This is a genomic window from Bartonella sp. AP7XZML (genome assembly GCF_042195745.1).
Classification (GTDB): domain Bacteria; phylum Pseudomonadota; class Alphaproteobacteria; order Rhizobiales; family Rhizobiaceae; genus Bartonella.
In genome coordinates, this window is sequence record NZ_JBHIOT010000107.1 from 1 (window position 1) to 20856 (window position 20856).

A 20856-nucleotide genomic window follows, 5' to 3' on the forward strand; every position below is an offset into this window, starting at 1 on the left:
AATTTGTTATGGTCATGCTTTAGGATTTCCTTGAATATGAAATGCATGGCAATACCAATGGTTACAAGAAAAATATTGCCTGACATAATGAACAATATCATTGTTCCTATCCCATTTAATCCCATAGCCTCCACTGTCACGCCTGCAATCATTGCAGGGCGCGTGCAAGCAAGAAATAGCGTATCTTCTGTTAGCTTATCGTGCTCTTTCATGGCTTTAAAAGGCTGGAGTTTAACTGGAAAACATTGCTGCGATTTGTGGTGCACCAAAGATAATGCCGATGCCAATACAAACAAAGAAAGCTTTACGCATTTCAACATAACCAGCAATCCATGCAATCCCAACACCGGCAATCGCAATGGTCGCGATTGATTTTGCAATTGGTCCTGTTAAGGCTTCAATTATTTTTTGAAGAGCACTTTCAATTTTTCCGAAGCCGCCTGCGGCAAAGGCTGGTTCACTCAGTGCGATGAAGGCNTTCCCCCGCTTTATGTTTAAGTTAATCACAAAATTAATATTCAAAATATTAATCGGTAATCACATAAATGAAAAAAATAAATTTTTCTATCGATAAATTAATAATATTTAATCTTTTATTATTTAATGAACAAAAAATATAGTAATATTCAAAATGATACTTTTAAAATATCTTCGAGCAGCGCCTAAATATATTGTCTTAATTTGTATTATTATTTTAGGATACTTTTATTTCAGTCAACATACTGAAAATATTATGCAATTTTCTCTTTTTGAAGGATCAGAAAAGACAATAGAAAACCCCGTTCAAAATCCGAAGTCACAATTGATAGATTATGCAAACCAACAAGACGCAAGCCAACAAAATGTGGTGTTGCATTCAGAACCAATCGCATCACAATTTTATGAAGAAAATGTGCCGGTCTATTCCGGTGCTATACAGGTCACAAGTGGTGTGACCTTTAAAATGATCACGCTTGTAGATGATGGATGGAGAAAAAAGATTATCCGTGATATCCGCTTATATGGTGTGGAAAGCTGTGAAACACGACAATTTGCCTCACGCAACGGAGTTAAGTGGCCTTGCGGCGCTTTTGTTACGGCTTGGCTTGTTTCAAAAACAATTGATAAAAAGGTTACTTGTCGGCAAGCACGTGTCGTTCAACAGGTTCATTATGCACAATGTTTTGTAGATGGGGTTGATCTGGCGCGGTTGGGGCTGGCAGAAGGGTTGATGGTGTTGACAAAAGATCAGCATCATTTTCCATCCCCCGCAGACTATAAAACTCTACAATCTGCTGCTCAAAAAGCACAAAACGGTTTATGGTCGAGCCAATTTCAACAACCAGAAGATTGGCGAAGAGATCATGGAAGCTATAATCCCATTGACCATAATTAATATTGACCATTATTAATAAAGCGTTCTCTCAAGCGCTATTTAAAAGTCAAGACAATATTCTACTGCAAATCTTATCAGAAAAAAGTTAATGATAATCCACGCAGTCCTTGGTGGACAACGCTCGTTATGGAAAATTGTTGTGTTTAAAATATCCTATAGGTTGTTTACTATAGCGCTATGGGAGAGCGCGTTTCCTTCCCCTAAACAAAATAGTCATTGTAACAAACATGAGTGTTCAGAAAAATATGAACACACGCAAACTACTGATGTGACCTTTGGTCATGAAAAAAGGCTTATGAAAATATAGAGGAAAGGTAAAACTGAAAATACCTTGCCTTCAAAAAACAATCAATTGCTTCAAATCAAACCAGAACTTTTAATGCAAGCTTTGCCTCATGTTGCTATGTTCATGAAATATGGGTTGCAATCTGAAAGAGAGTGTAGCGGTTCTATGGAATTTTTAGCAAAATGAAGGGGATTTTTTCAGGCACTTGGAGAAGCTAAAGAGACTATGAGGAAAAAAATGTGCTTTCTTTTGTTATAAAAGAAAGCACATTAAGGGGGGATTTAGAGTGACAGCTTTACATATTTTACTCTGAAAAGCGGTCTTTTTTATCTTTTTTCCACAAAAAATAAGTTGCAAGTCCGAGAATGGGAACACCCAATTTGGCAAAAGGGAGATGTTGACTGAGAGCGGCAAGACTGGAAACAGTCGCATCTGTCATGAGTTTGTGGCGTTGTTCTTCTGTCTTTTTTTGTTGGTCATAGCGTTGATAAGTTTTGAGAACGCGACTGATAATAAGACCTAATCCCGCAAGAGAAAGACAAATTAAAAACATGATACTAGCGGCAGCAAGAGGCTTCATAACAGAACATAACGCAATAAAACCGATGGTACATAAAAAAAGCAAAGACATGAAGAATGAAATGCTAATAAACCCATAGAAAATTGCTTGAAGGCGTACTTGCTTGACTGTGCTTTTAAGCCCTCCACCGACAAGATGGTTTAAAAGAGGCGCGATAAACTTATGCATTGCTTAACGACGCAGTAATTGAGAAAGAATAAAACCAACCCCTGCGGCAAACAAAACGCTTTTGCCAGGATTTTTGCGAACGCATTGATTCAGAGTTTGTTCAAGATCACTGATTTTATCTTTTGCTTGAGACATCATGTCTTCACCACTTTCTTTCGCTGAGTGATATAGTTTTTCCGCTTTGTCTTTGGCGGCGTTGAATTTGTTTGCACCAAGATCTGTTAGGGTTGAGGTAATCCCTGAAATTTCAGTGCGTAACTTTTCTAATTGTCCTTGTAGGTCTTTTTGTAGGTCTTTTTCTACGGCTGTTTTATCGTGCTGTGTTGTTTTATTATGGGCCATGGTATTTTTCCCTCTTGATTCATTATATTTGTATTGGTGTGTTCATAGTGATCATTTGCATTGGAGTGAAAATTTTCACTGCTTCAGTAACGCCAAAAGCTTTTTTTGGTTCCTTTCATTTTGTCGAATTTAAAATTGTTTTTGATAAAATAAATCTTTCCTATACGATATGCTTTGTCTGTAAAGGGTCGCATCTGTTGAGAATTGCCTTATGCTTTTGCAGCAATTTAGCACCATTCTTCAGTTTCTCGTGGCGCAGTTTTTTTATAAAAGTTTTTTAAAAGTGTGCTGAGGCTTATTTTTTAAGCTTGTGACAGCTAAAAAACATTGTTGTTGCGATTTTGCGGCAGAAGTACTGTCATTTTTATACTTTTGCAGCAAAGAAAAAGAAAATAATATTGCGGCTCTTTGCTCTCTATGTATTTGGGGGCAACACGCGCTGCCCATGATACTTTTGGTCAGTTTAAGATATTGCGATAGTTCTTTTTTTAAAACGTAAGGTATATTTTTATTTTAGGATAGGAGAGGTACTTTAGTGCACTGGTTGTTAGAGAAGTGCATATCCTTTTCTCCGAGGATTTTATGATATTTTTGCTGCTTGTTTCATGTAAGAAAATATTTTGTTGGCTTCAAAAGAGCCGCAGAAATGAGAAAAGCTTTGCGATATGAGAGATTTATTTAACAGGAACGATGATAAATTATTCTTATAAATTAAAATATTATATGCGATACTTCTTGTAAGTTTATCATTTTGCCTAATTTATGCAATAAATTGATTGGGTAAGATAAACTTGTTGAATTGTTAGAGAAAAATTTCTTGAGTAATTTCTTTAGAATTAAGAGAGAGCTTGTGAAATAAAACTATACTTGATTTATCAAGTTTTCTTTCTTAAGAGGAATACACAAGTGATGTTAAAAGGGTAGTGGCATTTTGGAACAGTGATGCTATGCGGGGTGACGATCCAGCTCATAAATAAAGATAAGAGCACAAGAATGTGAGATAAAAATGGAATCTGAAACAGTCCCTTTAGATAAAACAGTCCCTTTAGATAATATGTCTGCTGTATTGACAGTGCATGATTTTTCTCCTTTTTCTATGTTTATGGCTGCTGATTGGGTGGTAAAAGCGGTTATCATTATTTTGTTACTTGCTTCACTTGTGTCTTGGACAATTGCTTTTGTGAAAATTGTCGAGATCACTTTGGTAAAACGAAGAGTACGTCATGAACTTCAATTGGTTCTAAATGCTCAGACTCTTACGCGTTTGGCAGCTAGCTTGAAAGAAAGCAAAGGGGCTGGTGTATTTTTTCTCAAAGAAGTCCTTAAAGAGGTGTATCTTTCTGCACAACAGGTTCATTTTTCTGCTCCTGAAGGGATAAACGAAAGCTCTGGTGAAAAAACCAGTACAGGGGAAAATGCACAAACGATTGAAGATATTCTCTTTTATGAGGAGAGCAATCAATATGAAGATGTTTCCCGCGATGTTCGCGATGCTAGGGTTCGCGATGTTCATGAAGGTTTAAAAGAAAGGGTTCATTCACTTTTGTCACGCTGCTTGCTGGCTGCTACACGCCGTGTTGCATGTGGAAGTGCTGTTCTTGCAACTATTGGCGCAATTGCTCCTTTTGTTGGTCTTTTTGCAACTGTTTGGGGAATTATGAACTCTTTTATTGGGATTGCTCAGTCTCAAACAACGCGACTTGATGTGGTGGCGCCTGGAATTGCTGAAGCTTTATTCGCAACGGCTGTTGGGCTTTTTGTGGCTATTCCCGCCGTTGTTATGTATAATAGCCTTATGCGTGCTTTGAGTGGTTATCGCAGTGATTTAGGCGATATCGCTGCTGCTCTTGAAAGGCTCTTGAGCCGTGAACTTGATAGGCAAAGACAACAGAAAAGTCATAAAAAATGAAAGCAAGCCTTAATAATGATTGGGATATAGACGAGAGTGGGTTGCAAAGTGAAATCAATGTGACCCCTTTTATTGATGTTGTATTGGTGTTGCTTATTGTTTTTATGGTTGCAGCGCCTTTGGCAACATCTGCCATTTCCGTTCAGCTTCCTTCTATAACTCAAGCACCTTCAGTGGTTCAGTCTGATGAACCTCTTTATGTTACGTTGCAAAAAGATCGTTCTCTTTACATTGGTGATCATCTTGTAGAACAAGCAGCTTTGAGAGAAGCTTTGTTGAGGGAAACTACACAAAATTTAGAGGCAAAAATTTTAATCAAAGCGGATAGCGAAATTGATTATGGTACTGTCATCGATTTATTAAATCAAATACGCATGGCTGGATATCATAAAATCGGTCTTGTAGGATTGCAAAACTCTACCAATCTTGTTTCAAGAGGTGAGATCAATAATAAAACAACAGGGGTAGCGGATGCTGCTGTCGATGGAGCGGGTGGTAACGTTGTGGGGCGTGTGGATGCCGTAACAACGAGCCCTGCGGGAAACGCTAATATTCCAGCCGATGTCTCTGATCAGTGATAAAAAACAGCCTTTGTTGCAGGAAGCAAAGCATATTACTCAAAGTCGTAGAGTGAAATTGATGAGGGTTCCGTGGATTTATTAAACCAAATACGCATGGGTTTGATATTACGTAGGGGTTTGATATTATGCAGGGGGTTCATATATTGAATCGGTTTTTCTAGGATTAAACTCTACTCATCTTGCCGCAAGAGGTGCGATCAAAAAAACAGCAGAGGCGATTGTTGTGTGTCTTAATACATCTTAAAGCCTTTTTTGCGGCGGTGTTCATAAATGGTATAACGGTAAAGCCCCCGTAACATAATCAAAAAACCTATCAAACATCACCATCTTTATGCTTAACAAAAGAGCAAGCGAGCACCATTATCGTATTTATATTTTTTTCCCAATGTTGTGATAGTGCTATTCATTGTAGGCATTTTTTCAGTTTTTATCTGCGTGCTAGCCACGTTTGGAATGTGAGAAACATGCTTTTGATTGATTTAATATAAATAGGCTTGCCATGAAACAATCTTACAGTATTGAGATTTCTCATTTAAGTTACAAGACAATTCATTATTATTATAAATCAATATGATGTATAGATTGTCGACATTACCAGCGGTGTGTGAGCTCTCAATGTTTAATGCCAATGTTTTTGTTATGGGGGAGGGGTATCTGGTGATAATGAAGTTTTGTATAGCGCACGAGACGTAATTGAGAGATGCTTGTTTAGAGGGGCGTTTAGTGAAAAAACTTTGAAAGCAAATGCGCATTCCCTCTGCATTTTAAAAGCTCAAAGAATTTCCAGTGAAAGAGTGGTTGGAATAAGTATGTGTGTTATTTTGAGAGTAGCGATTTTTCAGAGCTTCTTAAGTGTGTCCCGTTGAACCAAAACCTCCTGTTCCACGGCTCTCGTTATGGCTTTGGGTATTTTGCTCTGGTTCAATGGCGCAAACATTAACTTGGGATACAGGGGCAATGACTGTTTGGGCAATGGCGCGCATGCCCCGTTGGATTGAAAAGTCTTCTTGGCCTAAATTGATAAGAAGGAGTTTGACTTCACTTCCGGATAGTCACACTCAATCGTTCCTGTAGTGTTGAGGCATGTGATGCCCGTGTTTTAAGGTTAAGCCAGAGTGTGGACGGATGCGTGCTTCAAGCCCCACGTGATAAATGAAAAATGAGACCTGTTGGAATAAGTTCCCGCTGCCCAGGGGCAAGAACAAGCGTTTCTTCTTCTCCAATTGCTGCTTGTAAATCCAAGACCCGCAGAACCAGCCGTTGTGTAGTGAGGAAGCTTTCTTGTCCCAAGCGGGCGATGCTGAACGGATAAATTCAAGGGGGGTGTGAAGATTGAGAAGAGACAGGAGAAGAGTAAGGATGCCCGTTTAGAGGGGCGTTTAGTGAAAAAACTTTGAAAGCAAATGCGCATTCCTTCTGCACTTTAAAAGCCCAAGGGGTTTTAAGTGAAAGAGTGATTAGAATAAGTGTGTGTGTTATTTTGAGAGTAGCGATTTTTCAGAGCTTCTTAAGTGTGTCCTGTTGAACCAAAACCTCCTGTTCCACGGCTCTCGTTATGGCTTTGGGTATTTTGTTCTGGTTCAATGGCGCAAATATTAACTTGAGATACGGGGGCGATGACTGTTTGGGCAATGCGCATGCCCCGTTGGATTGAAAAGTCTTCTTGTCCTAAATTGATAAGAAGGACTTTGACTTCACCACGGTAGTCACTATCAATCGTTCCTGGAGTGTTGAGGCATGTGATGCCGTGTTTTAAGGCTAAGCCAGAGCGTGGACGTATTTGTGCTTCAAACCCAAGAGATAAATGAAAAATGAGACCTGTTGGAATAAGTTCCCGCTGCCCAGGGGCAAGAACAAGCGTTTCTTCTTCTCCAATTGCTGCCCGTAGATCAAGACCCGCAGAACCCGCCGTCGCGTAGCAAGGAAGTTCTAAACCTTGTCCGTGTGCAAGACGCTGAACAAATAAAGTCTGGGCATGTGAAGATTGAGAAGAGACAGGATGGTTGTTTAGAGAGGCGTTTGTTTCAGTGTGTGACATGATCGAGGCATTTCCAAAATATGAGGTCTAGAAGAAAATGATACTTTAACAAAAGATATCTATAAAACCAAGTCGATAAAGGTGTGTGGATATAGGTTGTCCCCAGAGCTTGCTTATCATCTCTTACTGACTTAAAATATTCCACAACACCACCTAACATTATCAATGGCATTTTTCAATAATGGCATCATCAAGGATGGCTTATGCCTAGGGGCATGCGCTTATTTGAGATCTAAATTATGGTTACAGATAAGATTTTTTAGATACTACCGATAAGAATACCCGTGGCAAAAACCAGAGCTCCCCCAATGATGACCTGTAAAGAGGCGCGCCAAAAGGGAGTGGACATGAATTTGTTCTGAATCCAGACGATGGCGCCTAGTTCAAAAAAAACAATGATAAAAGCAATAATTGTCGCTACATAAAAAGAGTTGATCAAATAGGGAAGCGTATGACCTAGTCCTCCTAATGTTGTCATGATGCCGCTGGCAAGACCTCTTTTTAATGGCGAACCACGCCCTGATAATTTGCCGTCATCATGGGCTGCTTCTGTGAAACCCATTGAAAGTCCCGCACCAATTGAAGCTGAGAGCCCTATCAAAAAAGTTTGATGCGTGTCTCCCGTGGCAAAAGCTGCGGCAAAAATGGGGGCAAGGGTGGAGACAGAGCCATCCATTAATCCTGCAAGACCTGGTTGAATCCAAGTCAAAAGTGTTTGTCTTTGCGTTTTCGAAGGCTTTTTTATGGTGTGATTTGCCGCTGTTGTTTTTTGGGAGGGATGGCGGCTCTTTCCTTTCACAAGAGAAGTTTTGTCACATAATGAACCGATAGTGTTTGCACGATTATGGCAAGAAAGGCACAAAAGTTGCTTATAATTTTTAAGCTCTTGAAGCCCCATAGCGGTAAAAACCGCGGCTTCCTTAGAGGAATAAGGTTCTAGAGCTTTTGCATATTTTAAATAGAGCGCCGCATGTTGCTCTTTTAATTTGAGCGCTTTAAGTATCACGTTTTGTGCTGAACGAAAGGACAGAGCTTTACGTTGTACAAATGAAAAAAACGATCTCAACATTTTCTGTTCCTCTGCACTTTAGAATAATTCTAAAACATAAGAAAAATAAACCGAAAGTCAATCTAAAAGTTAAAAACTGACAAATTACAAAAAGGTTGCACTGAGAAAAAAGGTGATGGGATGCTGAGAAAGTACAAGGAGATTTATCAAATGGAGACGAGAGGGGCGCATGAAAGAAATGATTACGTGAAAAAATTTAAGAGACAATGTGCTTTATTTTGCTAAAGGGGCGTTTGAATGGAGCATTCTAATGTATTGATGCTCGAGAATATAGGAAAGGAATAAGCTAGCATCATCATTCATTTGATGCGTTCAAAATACTGTAACAGCTCTTGGAATTTGAGATGATTCTTTAAAAGAGACCTTTTTCAAGGGATAAAAGCCCATTTCGCGAGGGGACTCGTGAAGAGTATAGAAGGGTAGAGCCGCAAAATTTCCATGAAATAATATAAACTCCATTGAGTCTTCTTAATCTTTACGCTTCATAAAAGAGCAAGCCGGCATCATCATACACCTTAGCTCCCAGTGTTGCGACAGTCTTTAGCACGGTTCATTATAGGTATGGCATTTTATTGTACAGTTTTACGCCACTCATTCTGCTTGTGGAGGTGTAAGACAGTATTCTTATGATATTTACGCGCATTGAGCGTTGTGACAGCTTTTGCATTTAGGTGGATTTGATGTAATGAATTATCTTTTGTGCTGTAATTGCAGGGGCAGGTTTAAGGGTGGGAGTGCATAAATGAAAGAGATATTATCAGATCAAATTGTTTGATCACGCATAAAAATTTATGCTTTATGAAGGGGCATTTATCGCCTTGTAACTTGCCTGATATCTTGTATGAAAGCCCAAAATTCAGTAGGATTCCTCTCACTTCAAAACTTCTTATCTTAAATCAATTCAAATCATTTTCTTGTGTATCACAAGGAAGGGTGTGGGTGCTGTGTTTTTATTTAAAGTATGGGATGAGTTGAAATGTGAAAAGTGCATAATCTCTACGCGTTAACAAACGTTTTTGATGTTTTTAAAAAAGAGCGAAATTGTGCAGAAAAAAGGGAGCATATATGGAAAATAGTGATGGTTTGAAATTTTGGCGGCTTTCTGAAAAACTAACAATACTGCAGGCAGCGCTTTTAATAGTTGGATTAAATCCAGGAAAGTATTTGTTTGTCAACAAATTAGAACCAGAAAAAAGTGATGTTTACGAAGATAACCTTTCCGTATCATCAGAGAAAACTGCTAATTTCCGTGCAGCCTATCATGCTATCGTTCAAGCGGGAAAAAGCAATCGATTAGAGATAGAATGGTCGTACTATAATTTTTCGGATTTTATAGATGCAGATTCCTCATATGTTCGCGTTGATGATTTAAAAGAATGGCTTTCATCGCGTGGTCTGTACCCTCCATTTTTTTTCCCTGAGGATGATTCTGCTGAGACTAAGGACCAAAAATATGCGTTTCAAGATCCAACGCATCCACGTTATGCTCCAAAGCTTGCTGCTATTGTTGCGGCATGGGAAGCGGTGAGTGAGGCTGAGGGCGGTAAAACTGTTAAAGGAACGCTTATAAAGTGGCTTAGTGACAATGCCATTCAGTACAATTTGGTCGATGGTAATAATTTACCAAGAGAGAAGCTCATTGAGGAATTAGCGGCTGTTGCGAATTGGGAACCTACCGGAGGGGCGCCTAAGACACCTGCCAATTAATTTTATCAAAAGAAAAAAAACAAAAAAATCACTAAAATTGTGCTGCTTTTTTTGATAATTTTGAAGATAATCTCCTTTTCTGGGAGAAGTTTTTACCTTTCTTCCCCTAGATTATAAGTAGTTGTTTTTTAATGAAAATAATTTTTATACTGTTTCAATGACTGTTCAGAGGGGGAAAAATAGATATTTGGGGGCAGTAAAATTTACCCTGTAGTTTTCGTAACTTACCTCTCTATTTTTGTTTGATTTTTTTGGGCACTTTTAAAATCCAAATCAACTGAAATGGAGTTAAATATGAAAAAAAGACTTTCTTTTTTTACGGTGCGTGGAAGTGCAAAAAATTCTCAAGTAAGTGCACCGATATTGGAGCAGCCTGTTGCTGATGAGGTGGTGCGTAAATCGTTTAGAATAGGTGTATTGTCGTGTTGGTTAAAGTTTGAACTTACCCTTGTTATGGAAAAGGTCAAAGCTGAGCGTCATGTGCGCTCTCCATAAAGAAATCTTGTTATCTATGAGCGAGTGAGGATTTCTCTTGAAAAATTTGCACAATAGTAAAACTCGTTAGCAAAACCCGTTCTATGGCGCAACAAAAAGGATGTCATAAATGATTATCTCATCATAAATATGCTCTAAGAATAACCCTTGCGTGGCGAAAGTCTATGGCGTAGTCGCTATAGATTTTTGCTCTGTGTGTGGTGATCAATGCTCTTGTTTATCTCTTGTCAATGCAAGTGCCCATGAAAGTGATGGGTGTAGTTTGACACTAGGCTTTATACTCAGTGGGATTAGGTGGTAATTTGTTGTTTTTATGTATAAAATTTAGCATTCAATGCGCGTTTTGTCAAAATAGATTTTGACATTTAAAATTGTAAAAAAGAGCTAAAAAGAGTGAAAATCAGAAAAAAGTGCATTTTCATGCTAAAAATGAGAGAAGGCTTTGAGAGGTCTTTGAACCCCCTTTGAGAGCCTCTTAAAAACTCTTTGAAAAAAATTAATTGGTACAAAACCTAGTGTCAAAATATACAAAACTTGATGACAAGCTACAAATGGGTGTCTATTGTTCCATTGTGATGCTTGGTTGTTCATGTTTAGAAACGACAAGTGTATTAAATGCGATAGGGCTGATAGAAAGGAGAACGTATCCTGTAAAAAATAGGTATGTCTTTAAAATAAAGCTGATAAACGAAATTATTTTTTTATCTACCTTTTATATGGTGAAAAAAAAGGCATTAAAAGCGCAAGCATAAGCAATTCAGCAGTAAATCCCAAAATAGCTTAATATAGATCGTTTCTAGGAGAAGAGGAAGAAAGTCTATCTGCAAAAGCTATGTTAGGTCATGTGACCGGTGAAATAATGTGGTTAGGGCAATAAACAATTGTTTTTGGTGAAGAGATAGAAATCGGTTGGGTGTTGATTTCTGGTTTATTAGAGAATTTTCTTTGTTATCTCGTAAAAATACTATTTTGCGGTATGGTGATGTAAGTTCTGTGTTTAGCGTTATCGTTATCAATCGGTTATTATATGGTAAGTAAACTAATATTATTCAGATTATATAAGCATTATTAGCTCTCTTTACAGAAACAGATGCGTTCAAAGATGAATGGAGTATTCTGTGTAGTCTTAAAGCGTTTGAATCATTCAATGCTCTTTACTATTTTTTTCTTTTCAAAAATGCTGGCTTTTTCATCCGCTTCATCCGTATTGAGGGACGTAAATAAACAAGTTGTGAGGTCGAATATCTTTTGGTAAATTGAGCGATTGAACACTTCAAGAGCGCGAAGAACAAGGGATTGTTTGTTATGCCAAATTATGAAAAATTTTTTTCAATCTTGGAAAGATATTCCCATTGCGGAAAATCATATAAAGTTTAAGCAACGGCAGCACGATTTTTTGTGCAATGAAATGATAAGTATGTACAATATCTCGGTAATCTCCATGGGAAACTTTACCGGATCCAAGGTGTGGATATTGTCTTCTGCTTACCCCAAATCGCAGATATTTCAAAACAACAACGGTGGAGAATGAATGTTGGATATGTTCTAGGGAAGGTTGCAAAAAATGGCAGTTTTCAAAAAAATACCAAAAATGACGAAAGGAGCGGTTTCCCACTCCTTCGTTCCTATCTCCCCTTGCGGGGAAGCGGCCACCATTACTGATGCCGTGTATGGTGATATAGGTACACTTATTTTTCTCAAAAGTCAATAGTGTAAATGCGGTAAATATTTGAGCATTAGAGCTACAACTTTATGAAAATCTTCGCAGGATAACCTTGGAACGGTACGTGAGCAACTTAAACGACTTACAGAAACTGTTGTGACATAATTGCAGATAATCCATGCTTTTTTATTCTCTATAGGAGATTGTATTGGATACGCAGCGGGATTATTGGGTTGTGATTTCGTTGAAAAAGGTAAAACTGTCACATTTCCATATAATTTTGCATTCTTAGAAAGCACTAAAACAGGCCGCTTTTTCCAAAATTCAGGGAGTATCGAATCATGAGGAAAATCGCACCAAAAAACTTGCCTGATGCGTGGTGCCGATTTGATTCGTGGTTTTATATGAGGTGGTTTTTCGTAAGGCGCATTTAAATCCCTTTCTTTTATATGCTCGCGCCATGCATTATGATCATGTTCCATCATAACACATGGTTCTTCAAGTTTGGTTATATCTAAGGAAATAGGTGATAGGGTAGAAGGCTCTGTGTTCTTATCTTCAGCCATAGCAGACCATTTATATTTATTGGTCCCCTCACTTATTATTTTACGGCTTTTCTATCACGAGTTTTTATCAAAATGTTGCTTATAAGTACAGAGAGGTGAAACCATAAAATGGATGTATCTGCTTATTTTTGTCTTTTGAGTAGAACGCTAGAGGAGGGATGTTGGTGACTCGTTGGTGTTGGTGGGTTGGTTTGGCGGGGGGTGGTTTTGGGTGGGGATTGGTGACTGGAGGGTTGTTGGTAGGGGAAAGCGATTGGAGAGAACGAGTGCACGCGGTTTCGTTTCTATTTTATGGTTAGAGTTTTTTATGGATTGAAAGGAGCCCTTTTGAAGTAATATAGAGGCTTATAAGGGAGAAAAATAGGCTTGAGACGACATTCCAACCGGCAAATGAGAGAAAAAGAAAGCGTGCGGATGCTTCAGAACAAGAAGGGGGATGAATGCTATTTAATTGGTTAAGCAGCTGGTTAATGTCTGAGGTTTTTCTGACTGCGCTTAAACCACAGCTGAGGGGAGCTTCCCAAAAGCCATATTCAACACCCGCATGATAAACGGCTAAAACAAGGCTGATGCACATTAAGACAAAAACACAAAAAAATAAAAGTTGTATCCAAGCAGTTATGCGAAAAAAACATGCTCCAAAACCTGCTAAGAGCAAAAATGGTATGGCTCCATAATAAGGAAAACGCTCTATGAGACATAAATCGCAAGGAAGATATCCTCCGAAATATTCAAAACCAAGGGCAATCCCTATTGTGGCAGACAAGCAAAAAGCGAGAAAAAAAGCCCATAAACTTTGTTCTTTTCTGCTGGGTTCAAGATGAAGGTGCTTGTGTAAAAGTGGGTGAGAAGACAAAACGCATGCCATTAAGTCTGTTCCTTATAAAAGCTTCTTGTTTAAAAAAGCTATGAAAATCCCATAAATTAAAAGGAGGCTAACACAACCAATGAGAACAATCCATTTGAAATGCTGTACTAGAAAATTCATTGCTTTTTGTCCAAAATGTTTAATCAGCCACGCGAGAAGATAAAAACGAGCGCCTCTAGAAAAAATACAAATAAGCATGAAAAGTTCAAGACGCACACTCATAACACCGGCCAAAATTGTGACAATCTTGATGGGGGGAAGATGAAAAAAACCTGATGTTATCAGTAAAATGATTAGAAATTGCAGAGTTGCACTATTTTTCAGAGATTCAAAACTTTCAACCTTACCATAAATTTCTAAAATGGGTTTGGCAAGGGTATCATAGGCAAAATGTCCGATAAACCAACCGGCAATGCCTCCTAATACAGAACAGATTGTCGCAATCAAAGCATAGCGATAAACCCGTTTTTGATGGATAAGAAGCATCGGAATATATAAAACATCTATGGGAATTGGAAAAACAGAACTTTCAATAAAGGCAATGAAACCAAGCCAGTGTGGTGCTGTACGCCGATTTGCTAAAGAAATCGTCCAAAGCTTTAATTTGTTTAATATCATGAGGCTTTTATAAGTTTAAGAGGTAAAGACTTTACAAATGAGATTGCTATAAATCCGGTAGAGAAATCCAATAAAGAAAGTATTTCATAAAATAGATAAGAAAATGATATGAATTCTTAAAAAATGAGAAGTCTTCTGTTGACGAATCTGTTCTTCTTCATATAGTGCAAAGGAATAATCGACAAGTCTGTCTTTTATAGTCCTGTCTTTTATAGCAGTGTGCGGGTGTGGTGGAACTGGTAGACGCGCCAGACTCAAAATCTGGTTCCGAGAGGAGTGTCGGTTCGAGTCCGACCACCCGCACCACTTCATAAATATTTTCCTTTATCCTGTTATGGCGCATCACGTTGTTTTATAGAACATGGGATTTATAAAACATGGAATTTATAGACCGTGTTCAATGTTTTGTATGTTGAATGAAAAACCTCGAATACCGTAGGATTCTCTCATTTCAAGTCTGCTTATAGTAAATCAACCAAAATCATGTCGCTCGTGCGTTACAAGCTAGATGAGCTCGCGTGGAGTGAAATTTTACAAAAAATGAATAAAAATGCCTCTTATGCCGTTTCAAGGGCATCATTGGAGGTTAAAGTGTATGATGGATGGGGGGGGTGCCTGCTTGCACTTTTATGAAGTGTAGAGATGGTGCTCTATAGATTTTATATTCTTGTAGGTGCTGTCGCAAAATGGGCTTGAGGGTTTTGAGAGATGTTTCTTTAAAATACGCATGTGAATTGGCAACCAAAGTGTCTTGAATTTGAGTGTGTTTGGTTTGAAGCGTTGTCGTATGACATGAGGGGCGTGATCGCCAAAAAGATATGTGAGCAACAAAAACATGGGGTAGTGCGTAATCTCCGCTCTTTAAAAGACAGGAGCTTTAGAGGCTTAAAAAATAGTGCTTTAGAGGCTTTATAGATTTTATATTCTTGTAGGTGCTGTCGCAAAATGGGCTTGAGGGTTTTGAGAGATGTTTCTTTAAAACACGCATGTGAATTGGCAACCCAAGTATCTTGAATTTGAGTGTGTTTGCTTTGAAGCGTTGTCGTATGACATGAGGGGCGTGATCGCCAAAAAGATATGTGAGCAACAAAAACATGGGGCAATGTGTAATCTCCTCTCTTTAAAAGACAGGAGCATGAGAGGCTTAAAAGATTTTGCTTTAGAGGCTTTTGAAAGTCGTAAAGCAGAGGGAAATGGTAAGGTTGGAAATTGGTTTTTACCTTGAAAACTTCATGTGCTCCCTAAATGAAGCTGTCTCCCCGTTACAGAAATTACATAAACAGAGAACCGCAATATCCTCTCTCCACTCTGGCATACAATAGCGGTAAAATACTGTCGTTTGAAGTGTGGTCATATAGGGCATACTTCCTTGAAACGTTACAGTATTTTTTCGGTGTGTGTTGGATATTCTTCAGTGTTTGTCTTGCTTGAGACTTAAGGGCATTCCATGAGGAGGAGCCCAAAGAAGCCCGCCCAAGATCCCCCAATATCTCCCAAGAGTCTCCAAGGGTTTTTGTGCTTTTATAAACGGACATGGTGTTTAAAAATGGGTGTTTAAAAATGGGTTTTTAGAATCTTTATCCTTTAAGAGCGGGGAGGCCAAGTCAACATCATCCTATAACACTGCAATTGATGCACAATATCTATATTTATTTTAAAGAAATATCTCTTAAATAACGGCTCTCATTTATTTTACGATGGCGCCCAGTGGTATGATGGTAAAGCTTTTATATTCCCAATGCACGACATGAAAGGCTGAGAGGATAGGAGTTTGCTTTAAGAGAGGGAGAGGCTTTATTGTTTCGTGACTATTTGTTTACAGTTTAGTACTGGTTTTTAGAATCTACGTCTTTTTAGGGGGAAAGGGGCATTAAAAAACCCCGTTTTTAACAGGGTTTTTTAATCGTTCAATTTTTCTACAAAACTTAGAATTTATAAGCGATACCAAAGCGAACATCATGCGTTTGAGAAGAGATTTTAAGGTTATCGTTTGCAAATTTCTTTTTAAAAAAATCTGAATAACGATATTCTGTACGCATGATGATATTATCTGTCATTGCAAGATCAAAACCACCACCAATAGTGTAACCAAACATTGTTTTTGTCTCATCTAACACATTGCCAGAAGCAAAAATTGTCGAATCTTCTTGCGGTTTTGATAAAAGTGACATGATATATTGCATCTGTCTATAGGCTATACCCCCTGCAATATAAGGCATAAGACGATGGGAAGCAAAACCAATACGCGCGCGCGTGGCACCAGACCACGTTTCTTTCAATGTTACACTGCTAACAACAATGTCACCATAGTTGGATATCGTTTCACCCTGAGCTGCAGGTTTTATGATAGGAATCCCAGCTTTTTTAAAGGCAATGTTAATGGAGTTTGATTCATCTAGAATTTTCTTTCCATTGTCTGTTTGGGTGCTTTTCCTCCCAGACCAGACCATATCGGTATCAAAACCGAAAACAAGATCTCCCAGATCAATATTAGAACCTGCATACAAACCTGCTCTCAATCCTGATAGTTTCGGTGATAAATCTCTATCAACCCAAGCCCATTTTCCGTCCCTAGCTTCTTGTGCGTAATTTAGAGTATTTTTATTGGAAAAATATCCAATTTGTCCTCCAAAATAAAAACCAGACCAAGAAAAAGGCGCAGAAACAGTAACCGGTGAAATACGTGACGATGAAACATCTTGCAATGAAACCTTCGGTTCTGATTGCTTAAAGATTACCGTATCTGCTGCTTGCGCTGTTGAAGCGGTAATGAAGGTGAAAATAGATAGTGCAACTAAACATTTTGTTTTCATAAAAACGTCCCCAATTTATTTCAGATACAAATCGTATTATATACGAATTGGTTAAAAAAATCTATATTTAATATCATTATGAAAACTAAAATACTCAAAAACTCCATAATTATCCATATTTAAGCGTTCTTAAAACTTATTTTCATGCTATTATCCCACGTTTATATTGATTTTTCAGGATTTTTTTATACATTTTCAATGTTCTCTGTGTTTTAGAAAAAATTATAGTATAGTAAATAAGCTTTTTACTTATTTAAAAAACATTATTTTATACATATTAAAACACTTTTTGTTATTAAATGTATTATCCATTATGATTGATATCAATGTGCTTACATATTCAATTGATCGTAAAAAATGCATATTGACACCATCATATTCTTTGCTCGTTTCTGATGTTGCGTAGCTTTGTATTGCGATAGCCTTTTGAGCACTTGAGGGGATGAGCGACTTTATTTCTTTTTTATCTATATGCCACTTTTGCTTATGATAATCCAAGCGAATAGTTTTGATTGATTGAATGGAATACGAAGAATAAGAAGGAGTAAAGTGCGAGAATCTCAAGTCTCATGAGGTTTCTTATGCGCCATGTAAAACGGATAAACTCTCCGTTCCGTTCGCTTAAAGCCGGAACGTGGATGAGAGCCTAAAAACTGAATGTCGTTGGCGATTTTAAAGAGATTAGCGCGTGGCATTCAGGTTTTTGTGGAAATGGGTGAGGGCGCTATAATGGGCAAATGCCTCCAATTTCTTGCGAGCTGTCAAGGATATCCCGTCAAAGAGTGGATTGTTTCAGCAAAGGTCAAAACCTTTCGGTGCATTGAATTTTGTTCCAACAGCTGTTCCTCTATTGAACACCCATCTTCACGCTTCATAAAAGAGACATTTCTCAATGTTCCTAAACCCATTTCATGACAGCGATTGTGAATGATATAATAATAAATCTATTGAGCACTCCCATCTTCACGCTTCATAAAGGAGACATTTCTCAATATTCCTAAACCCATTTCATGACAGCGATTGTGAATGGTATAATAATAAATCTATTGAGCACCTCTTTTACGCTTCATAAAGGAGCACGCCGGTACCATTACTATATTTGCCAGTTCGTGGGGTTGTTGTGACAGTCCTCTCCACAATGTTGTGACAGAGGCCCCTTTGTCCGTTGTGACAGTCCTTGGCATTTGAGGTTGTTCATTAGAGGCGTTTGTAGTCCTTATCGGATACAATTTCTATTCATACATTCATTGCGTTTGTGATGTGCAAGTCAGTGATTTTGATTGATGCAACATGGGACCGATTTAAAATGAGAAAATCTTACGGTCTTTAGGATTCTCATTCAATATGGATAACGCTAGATTATCATTATAAATAAACACATTATCTCATTGAGATAAGAGTTATCTACCCAATGTTATCAATAATGATAACATTGTAAAGCGTAACTACGATGAATTCATTAATCTTTTTATACTTTGATTGAAATTATGTCTATTAATACCGATAATACCGATTTTTTTGAGCTCATTCTGTTTGGTTGATAGCTAATAGATTTTCAAAATCAAAACGCGAAGCTAGAATGAAAAACACCTTAAGGTCATATCCATTTAAATCACTTTCTGCCAGTATAGCCATTGGGTGTTGAGCTATGACTATCCATGCCTTTGCAAAACCGTTGTGCCTTTTAAGTACAATATAAGCAACAAAACCACCCATAGCATAAATGCGGATCAGAGCCTAAAATGAACGCTGTGGGTAATTGTTATCGGTCATCATCGGGGTGTTTACACCCCGATCTTTTGACAGAAAGATTTGTTTTAAGATGTTTGCATCTTTTTTAGTGGGTTGTTTATTGGGGAGCAATCATCTTTTTAGGATCAACTAATCGGTCATAATCCTCTACAAAAACGCCTGCTTTTAATGCTTCGGTGCGCAAAGTTGTATCATTTTTATGCGCTGCTTTGGCAATTTCAGCAGCTTTTTCATAGCCAATTTCTGGTGCAAGAGCTGTGACTAACATGAGTGAGCGCTCCATGAGCGAGTGAATATGAACACGATTGGCCCGTAATCCTTGAATGCAATGCATATCAAAAGAACGCATGCAATCACCAAGAAGGGTAATTGATTGTAAAACGTTATAGCCAATAACAGGTTTATAAACGTTGAGTTCAAAATGTCCTTGGCTTGCGGCAAAGGTTACGCTGGTGTGATTACCAAAGACTTGGCATGCGACCATGGTTAAGGCTTCACATTGCGTGGGGTTGACTTTGCCGGGCATAATAGAAGAGCCTGGTTCATTTTCAGGAAGACTGAGTTCCCCTAAACCGGAACGTGGACCAGAGCCTAAAAACCGAATGTCATTGGCAATTTTAAACAGATCAGCAGCGAGAGCATTCAAGCTCCCGTGGAAATGCGCAAGGGCACCATGATGGGCAAGTGCTTCAAATTTATTGCTGGCAGTTTGGAACGTTATTCCTGTGAGAGTGCTCACTGTTTGCGCAAAAGCAACGTCAAAACCTTTTGGCGCATTCAGCCCTGTGCCAACAGCCGTACCACCTTGAGCAAGCATTTGGACATCGGTTAGAGCATTTTCAATACGCTGAAAATTGGCTTCTAATGCGGCACGATAGCCTGAAAATTCTTGCCCTAAGGTTAAAGGGGTTGCATCTTGCGTATGGGTGCGGCCGATTTTAATGATATCTGCAAATTCTTGCTCTTTTTGTTTTAATGTCGCAATAAGAGCTTCAAGGATTGGCAGTAAGTGTTGGCGTGTTTGCAACGTGGTGGCAATGTGAAGCGCCGTGGGAAAGGAATCGTTCGATGATTGGCTCATATTGACATGGTCATTGGGATGAACTGGTTTTTTGCTTCCAAGTTTTCCTCCCAAAATCTTACTAGCACGATTAGCAATGACTTCATTGACATTCATATTGCTTTGTGTGCCAGAACCTGTTTGCCAGACGGATAGTGGAAAATGCGTATCAAAATCGCCAGCAAGCACTTCATCAGCGGCGGCAATAATTGCTTTTCCAATATTTTCTGGTAGTTTTCCTTTGTCCATATTTACAATCGCTGCTGCTTTTTTGACAAGGACTAAAGCATAGATGATGGCAAGAGGCTGCTTTTCACTGCCAATATTAAAATTATGCAGAGAACGTTCAGTTTGTGCGCCCCAATAACGATCTTGACGTACCGAAATCGTTCCAAAGCTATCCGTTTCCTGACGTGTTTCAACCATGATAAGATCCTTTTTTGTTCACGGGTTCTCAAAAAAGATAGATAACGCGAAAGTGCAATAAGAGGCAAGACTTTGAAGCTTCATTTAGAGAAATTATTTTTATGGCTATTCTTGACATTGAGAGATGCCGATTTTATATCTAACACATGCTGGCACTCGTAGTTTGAGAGTGCTAGCAAGAACTTTTAAGATTAATGCAATTATGTTCAGTTTTAAGGATTTAAAACATGGCTAATATACAATTCCGCCCACTTCACGACCGTGTCGTTGTCCGTCGGGTTGAATCTGAAAATAAAACGGCTGGTGGGATTATCATCCCTGATACAGCAAAAGAAAAACCCCAAGAAGGCGAAGTGATTGCTGTTGGCAATGGCGCTCTCGATGATAACGGAAAGCGCGTGCCTTTAGAAGTCAAAACAGGAGACCGTATTTTGTTTGGAAAATGGTCTGGAACTGAAGTCAAGATTAATGGGGAAGACCTCCTCATTATGAAAGAATCTGACATTATGGGAATTATGGGCTAATTGAAGCGCTTAATTT

Annotated in this window: 19 protein-coding genes, 1 tRNA gene and 2 pseudogenes; 8 read left to right on the forward strand and 14 right to left on the reverse strand. The window is 38.4% G+C overall.

What is annotated here, in order from left to right:
* The coding region (locus ACFILT_RS08785; protein ID WP_375679916.1) for a type IV secretion system protein VirB3 at positions 1-212 on the reverse strand (212 nt) is incomplete at its 3' end.
* Positions 213-231: 19 nt separating this feature from the next.
* Positions 232-522, reverse strand: coding sequence for a TrbC/VirB2 family protein (locus ACFILT_RS08790; RefSeq protein ID WP_375679917.1), 291 nt, complete (start codon positions 520-522; stop codon positions 232-234).
* A gap of 109 nt (positions 523-631) precedes the next feature.
* Here ACFILT_RS08790 and ACFILT_RS08795 point away from each other — a divergent pair, with 109 nt between their 5' ends.
* On the forward strand, positions 632-1375 hold the full coding sequence (locus ACFILT_RS08795) for a nuclease (RefSeq protein ID WP_375678791.1): 744 nt from the start codon (positions 632-634) through the stop codon (positions 1373-1375).
* Between the two features lie 590 nt (positions 1376-1965).
* On the opposite strand, the gene ACFILT_RS08800 is transcribed toward ACFILT_RS08795, so the two are convergent.
* Both ACFILT_RS08800 and ACFILT_RS08805 read right to left on the reverse strand, forming a co-directional pair.
* Positions 1966-2409 (reverse strand): hypothetical protein, encoded by a 444-nt coding sequence (locus tag ACFILT_RS08800; RefSeq protein WP_375631986.1) that lies wholly within the window; start codon positions 2407-2409, stop codon positions 1966-1968.
* Positions 2410-2412: 3 nt separating this feature from the next.
* Complete coding sequence (locus ACFILT_RS08805; RefSeq protein ID WP_375679918.1) at positions 2413-2751, reverse strand: YqjD family protein; 339 nt, start codon at positions 2749-2751, stop codon at positions 2413-2415.
* Positions 2752-3757: 1006 nt separating this feature from the next.
* Here ACFILT_RS08805 and ACFILT_RS08810 point away from each other — a divergent pair.
* Both ACFILT_RS08810 and ACFILT_RS08815 read left to right on the forward strand, forming a co-directional pair.
* Positions 3758-4660: a MotA/TolQ/ExbB proton channel family protein gene (locus tag ACFILT_RS08810; RefSeq protein WP_375678789.1), complete on the forward strand. Its 903-nt coding sequence runs from the start codon at positions 3758-3760 to the stop codon at positions 4658-4660.
* Positions 4657-5238 (forward strand): biopolymer transporter ExbD, encoded by a 582-nt coding sequence (locus ACFILT_RS08815; protein ID WP_375678788.1) that lies wholly within the window; start codon positions 4657-4659, stop codon positions 5236-5238. The genes ACFILT_RS08810 and ACFILT_RS08815 overlap by 4 nt, the downstream gene beginning before the upstream one ends.
* A gap of 851 nt (positions 5239-6089) precedes the next feature.
* On the opposite strand, the pseudogene dut (ACFILT_RS08820) reads toward ACFILT_RS08815, so the two are convergent.
* The 3 genes and pseudogenes from dut (ACFILT_RS08820) to ACFILT_RS08830 all read right to left on the reverse strand — a co-directional run bounded on the left by dut (ACFILT_RS08820) (position 6090) and on the right by ACFILT_RS08830 (position 8348).
* A pseudogene (gene dut, locus ACFILT_RS08820) lies at positions 6090-6652 on the reverse strand (dUTP diphosphatase).
* A 96-nt stretch (positions 6653-6748) separates the two neighbouring features.
* A complete protein-coding gene (gene dut, locus ACFILT_RS08825) occupies positions 6749-7279 on the reverse strand; it encodes a dUTP diphosphatase (protein WP_375679920.1) in 531 nt (176 codons plus the stop codon).
* Between the two features lie 259 nt (positions 7280-7538).
* On the reverse strand, positions 7539-8348 hold the full coding sequence (locus tag ACFILT_RS08830) for a VIT1/CCC1 transporter family protein (RefSeq protein ID WP_375627767.1): 810 nt from the start codon (positions 8346-8348) through the stop codon (positions 7539-7541).
* A gap of 1065 nt (positions 8349-9413) precedes the next feature.
* Between ACFILT_RS08830 and ACFILT_RS08835 the strand changes: the two genes are divergently transcribed.
* Both ACFILT_RS08835 and ACFILT_RS08840 read left to right on the forward strand, forming a co-directional pair.
* Entirely contained in the window at positions 9414-10055 is a 642-nt protein-coding gene (locus tag ACFILT_RS08835) for a hypothetical protein (protein ID WP_375679921.1), read from the forward strand.
* Positions 10056-10349: 294 nt separating this feature from the next.
* Entirely contained in the window at positions 10350-10550 is a 201-nt protein-coding gene (locus ACFILT_RS08840) for a hypothetical protein (protein WP_375679057.1), read from the forward strand.
* A gap of 1704 nt (positions 10551-12254) precedes the next feature.
* Here ACFILT_RS08840 and ACFILT_RS08845 read toward each other — a convergent pair.
* A complete protein-coding gene (locus ACFILT_RS08845) occupies positions 12255-12779 on the reverse strand; it encodes a type II toxin-antitoxin system PemK/MazF family toxin (protein ID WP_375613249.1) in 525 nt (174 codons plus the stop codon).
* Between the two features lie 164 nt (positions 12780-12943).
* On the opposite strand from ACFILT_RS08845, the gene ACFILT_RS08850 reads away from it, so the two are divergent.
* Positions 12944-13078 (forward strand): hypothetical protein, encoded by a 135-nt coding sequence (locus tag ACFILT_RS08850; RefSeq protein ID WP_375679056.1) that lies wholly within the window; start codon positions 12944-12946, stop codon positions 13076-13078.
* On the opposite strand, the gene ACFILT_RS08855 is transcribed toward ACFILT_RS08850, so the two are convergent.
* Both ACFILT_RS08855 and ACFILT_RS08860 read right to left on the reverse strand, forming a co-directional pair.
* Positions 13075-13647 (reverse strand): disulfide bond formation protein B, encoded by a 573-nt coding sequence (locus ACFILT_RS08855; RefSeq protein ID WP_375611598.1) that lies wholly within the window; start codon positions 13645-13647, stop codon positions 13075-13077. The genes ACFILT_RS08850 and ACFILT_RS08855 overlap by 4 nt on opposite strands.
* A 12-nt stretch (positions 13648-13659) precedes the next feature.
* Complete coding sequence (locus ACFILT_RS08860) at positions 13660-14265, reverse strand: YqaA family protein (RefSeq protein WP_375679922.1); 606 nt, start codon at positions 14263-14265, stop codon at positions 13660-13662.
* Between the two features lie 221 nt (positions 14266-14486).
* Here ACFILT_RS08860 and ACFILT_RS08865 point away from each other — a divergent pair.
* Positions 14487-14571: transfer RNA gene (locus tag ACFILT_RS08865), tRNA-Leu, on the forward strand.
* A 1619-nt stretch (positions 14572-16190) separates the two neighbouring features.
* Here ACFILT_RS08865 and ACFILT_RS08870 read toward each other — a convergent pair.
* From ACFILT_RS08870 to fumC, 4 genes and pseudogenes are all read right to left on the reverse strand, one after another.
* Positions 16191-17078, reverse strand: a complete 888-nt coding sequence (locus ACFILT_RS08870) for an outer membrane protein (protein WP_375679054.1) — start codon at positions 17076-17078, stop codon at positions 16191-16193.
* Positions 17079-17704: 626 nt separating this feature from the next.
* Positions 17705-17924: pseudogene (locus ACFILT_RS08875) on the reverse strand (lyase family protein); the annotation flags it as partial.
* A 678-nt stretch (positions 17925-18602) separates the two neighbouring features.
* Positions 18603-18794, reverse strand: coding sequence for a hypothetical protein (locus ACFILT_RS08880; RefSeq protein ID WP_375611601.1), 192 nt, complete (start codon positions 18792-18794; stop codon positions 18603-18605).
* A 133-nt stretch (positions 18795-18927) separates the two neighbouring features.
* A complete protein-coding gene (gene fumC, locus ACFILT_RS08885; RefSeq protein ID WP_375679053.1) occupies positions 18928-20316 on the reverse strand; it encodes a class II fumarate hydratase in 1389 nt (462 codons plus the stop codon).
* A 227-nt stretch (positions 20317-20543) separates the two neighbouring features.
* Here fumC and groES point away from each other — a divergent pair, with 227 nt between their 5' ends.
* Positions 20544-20840, forward strand: a complete 297-nt coding sequence (gene groES / locus ACFILT_RS08890; protein ID WP_005774667.1) for a co-chaperone GroES — start codon at positions 20544-20546, stop codon at positions 20838-20840.
* The last annotated feature ends 16 nt before the right edge of the window (positions 20841-20856 follow it).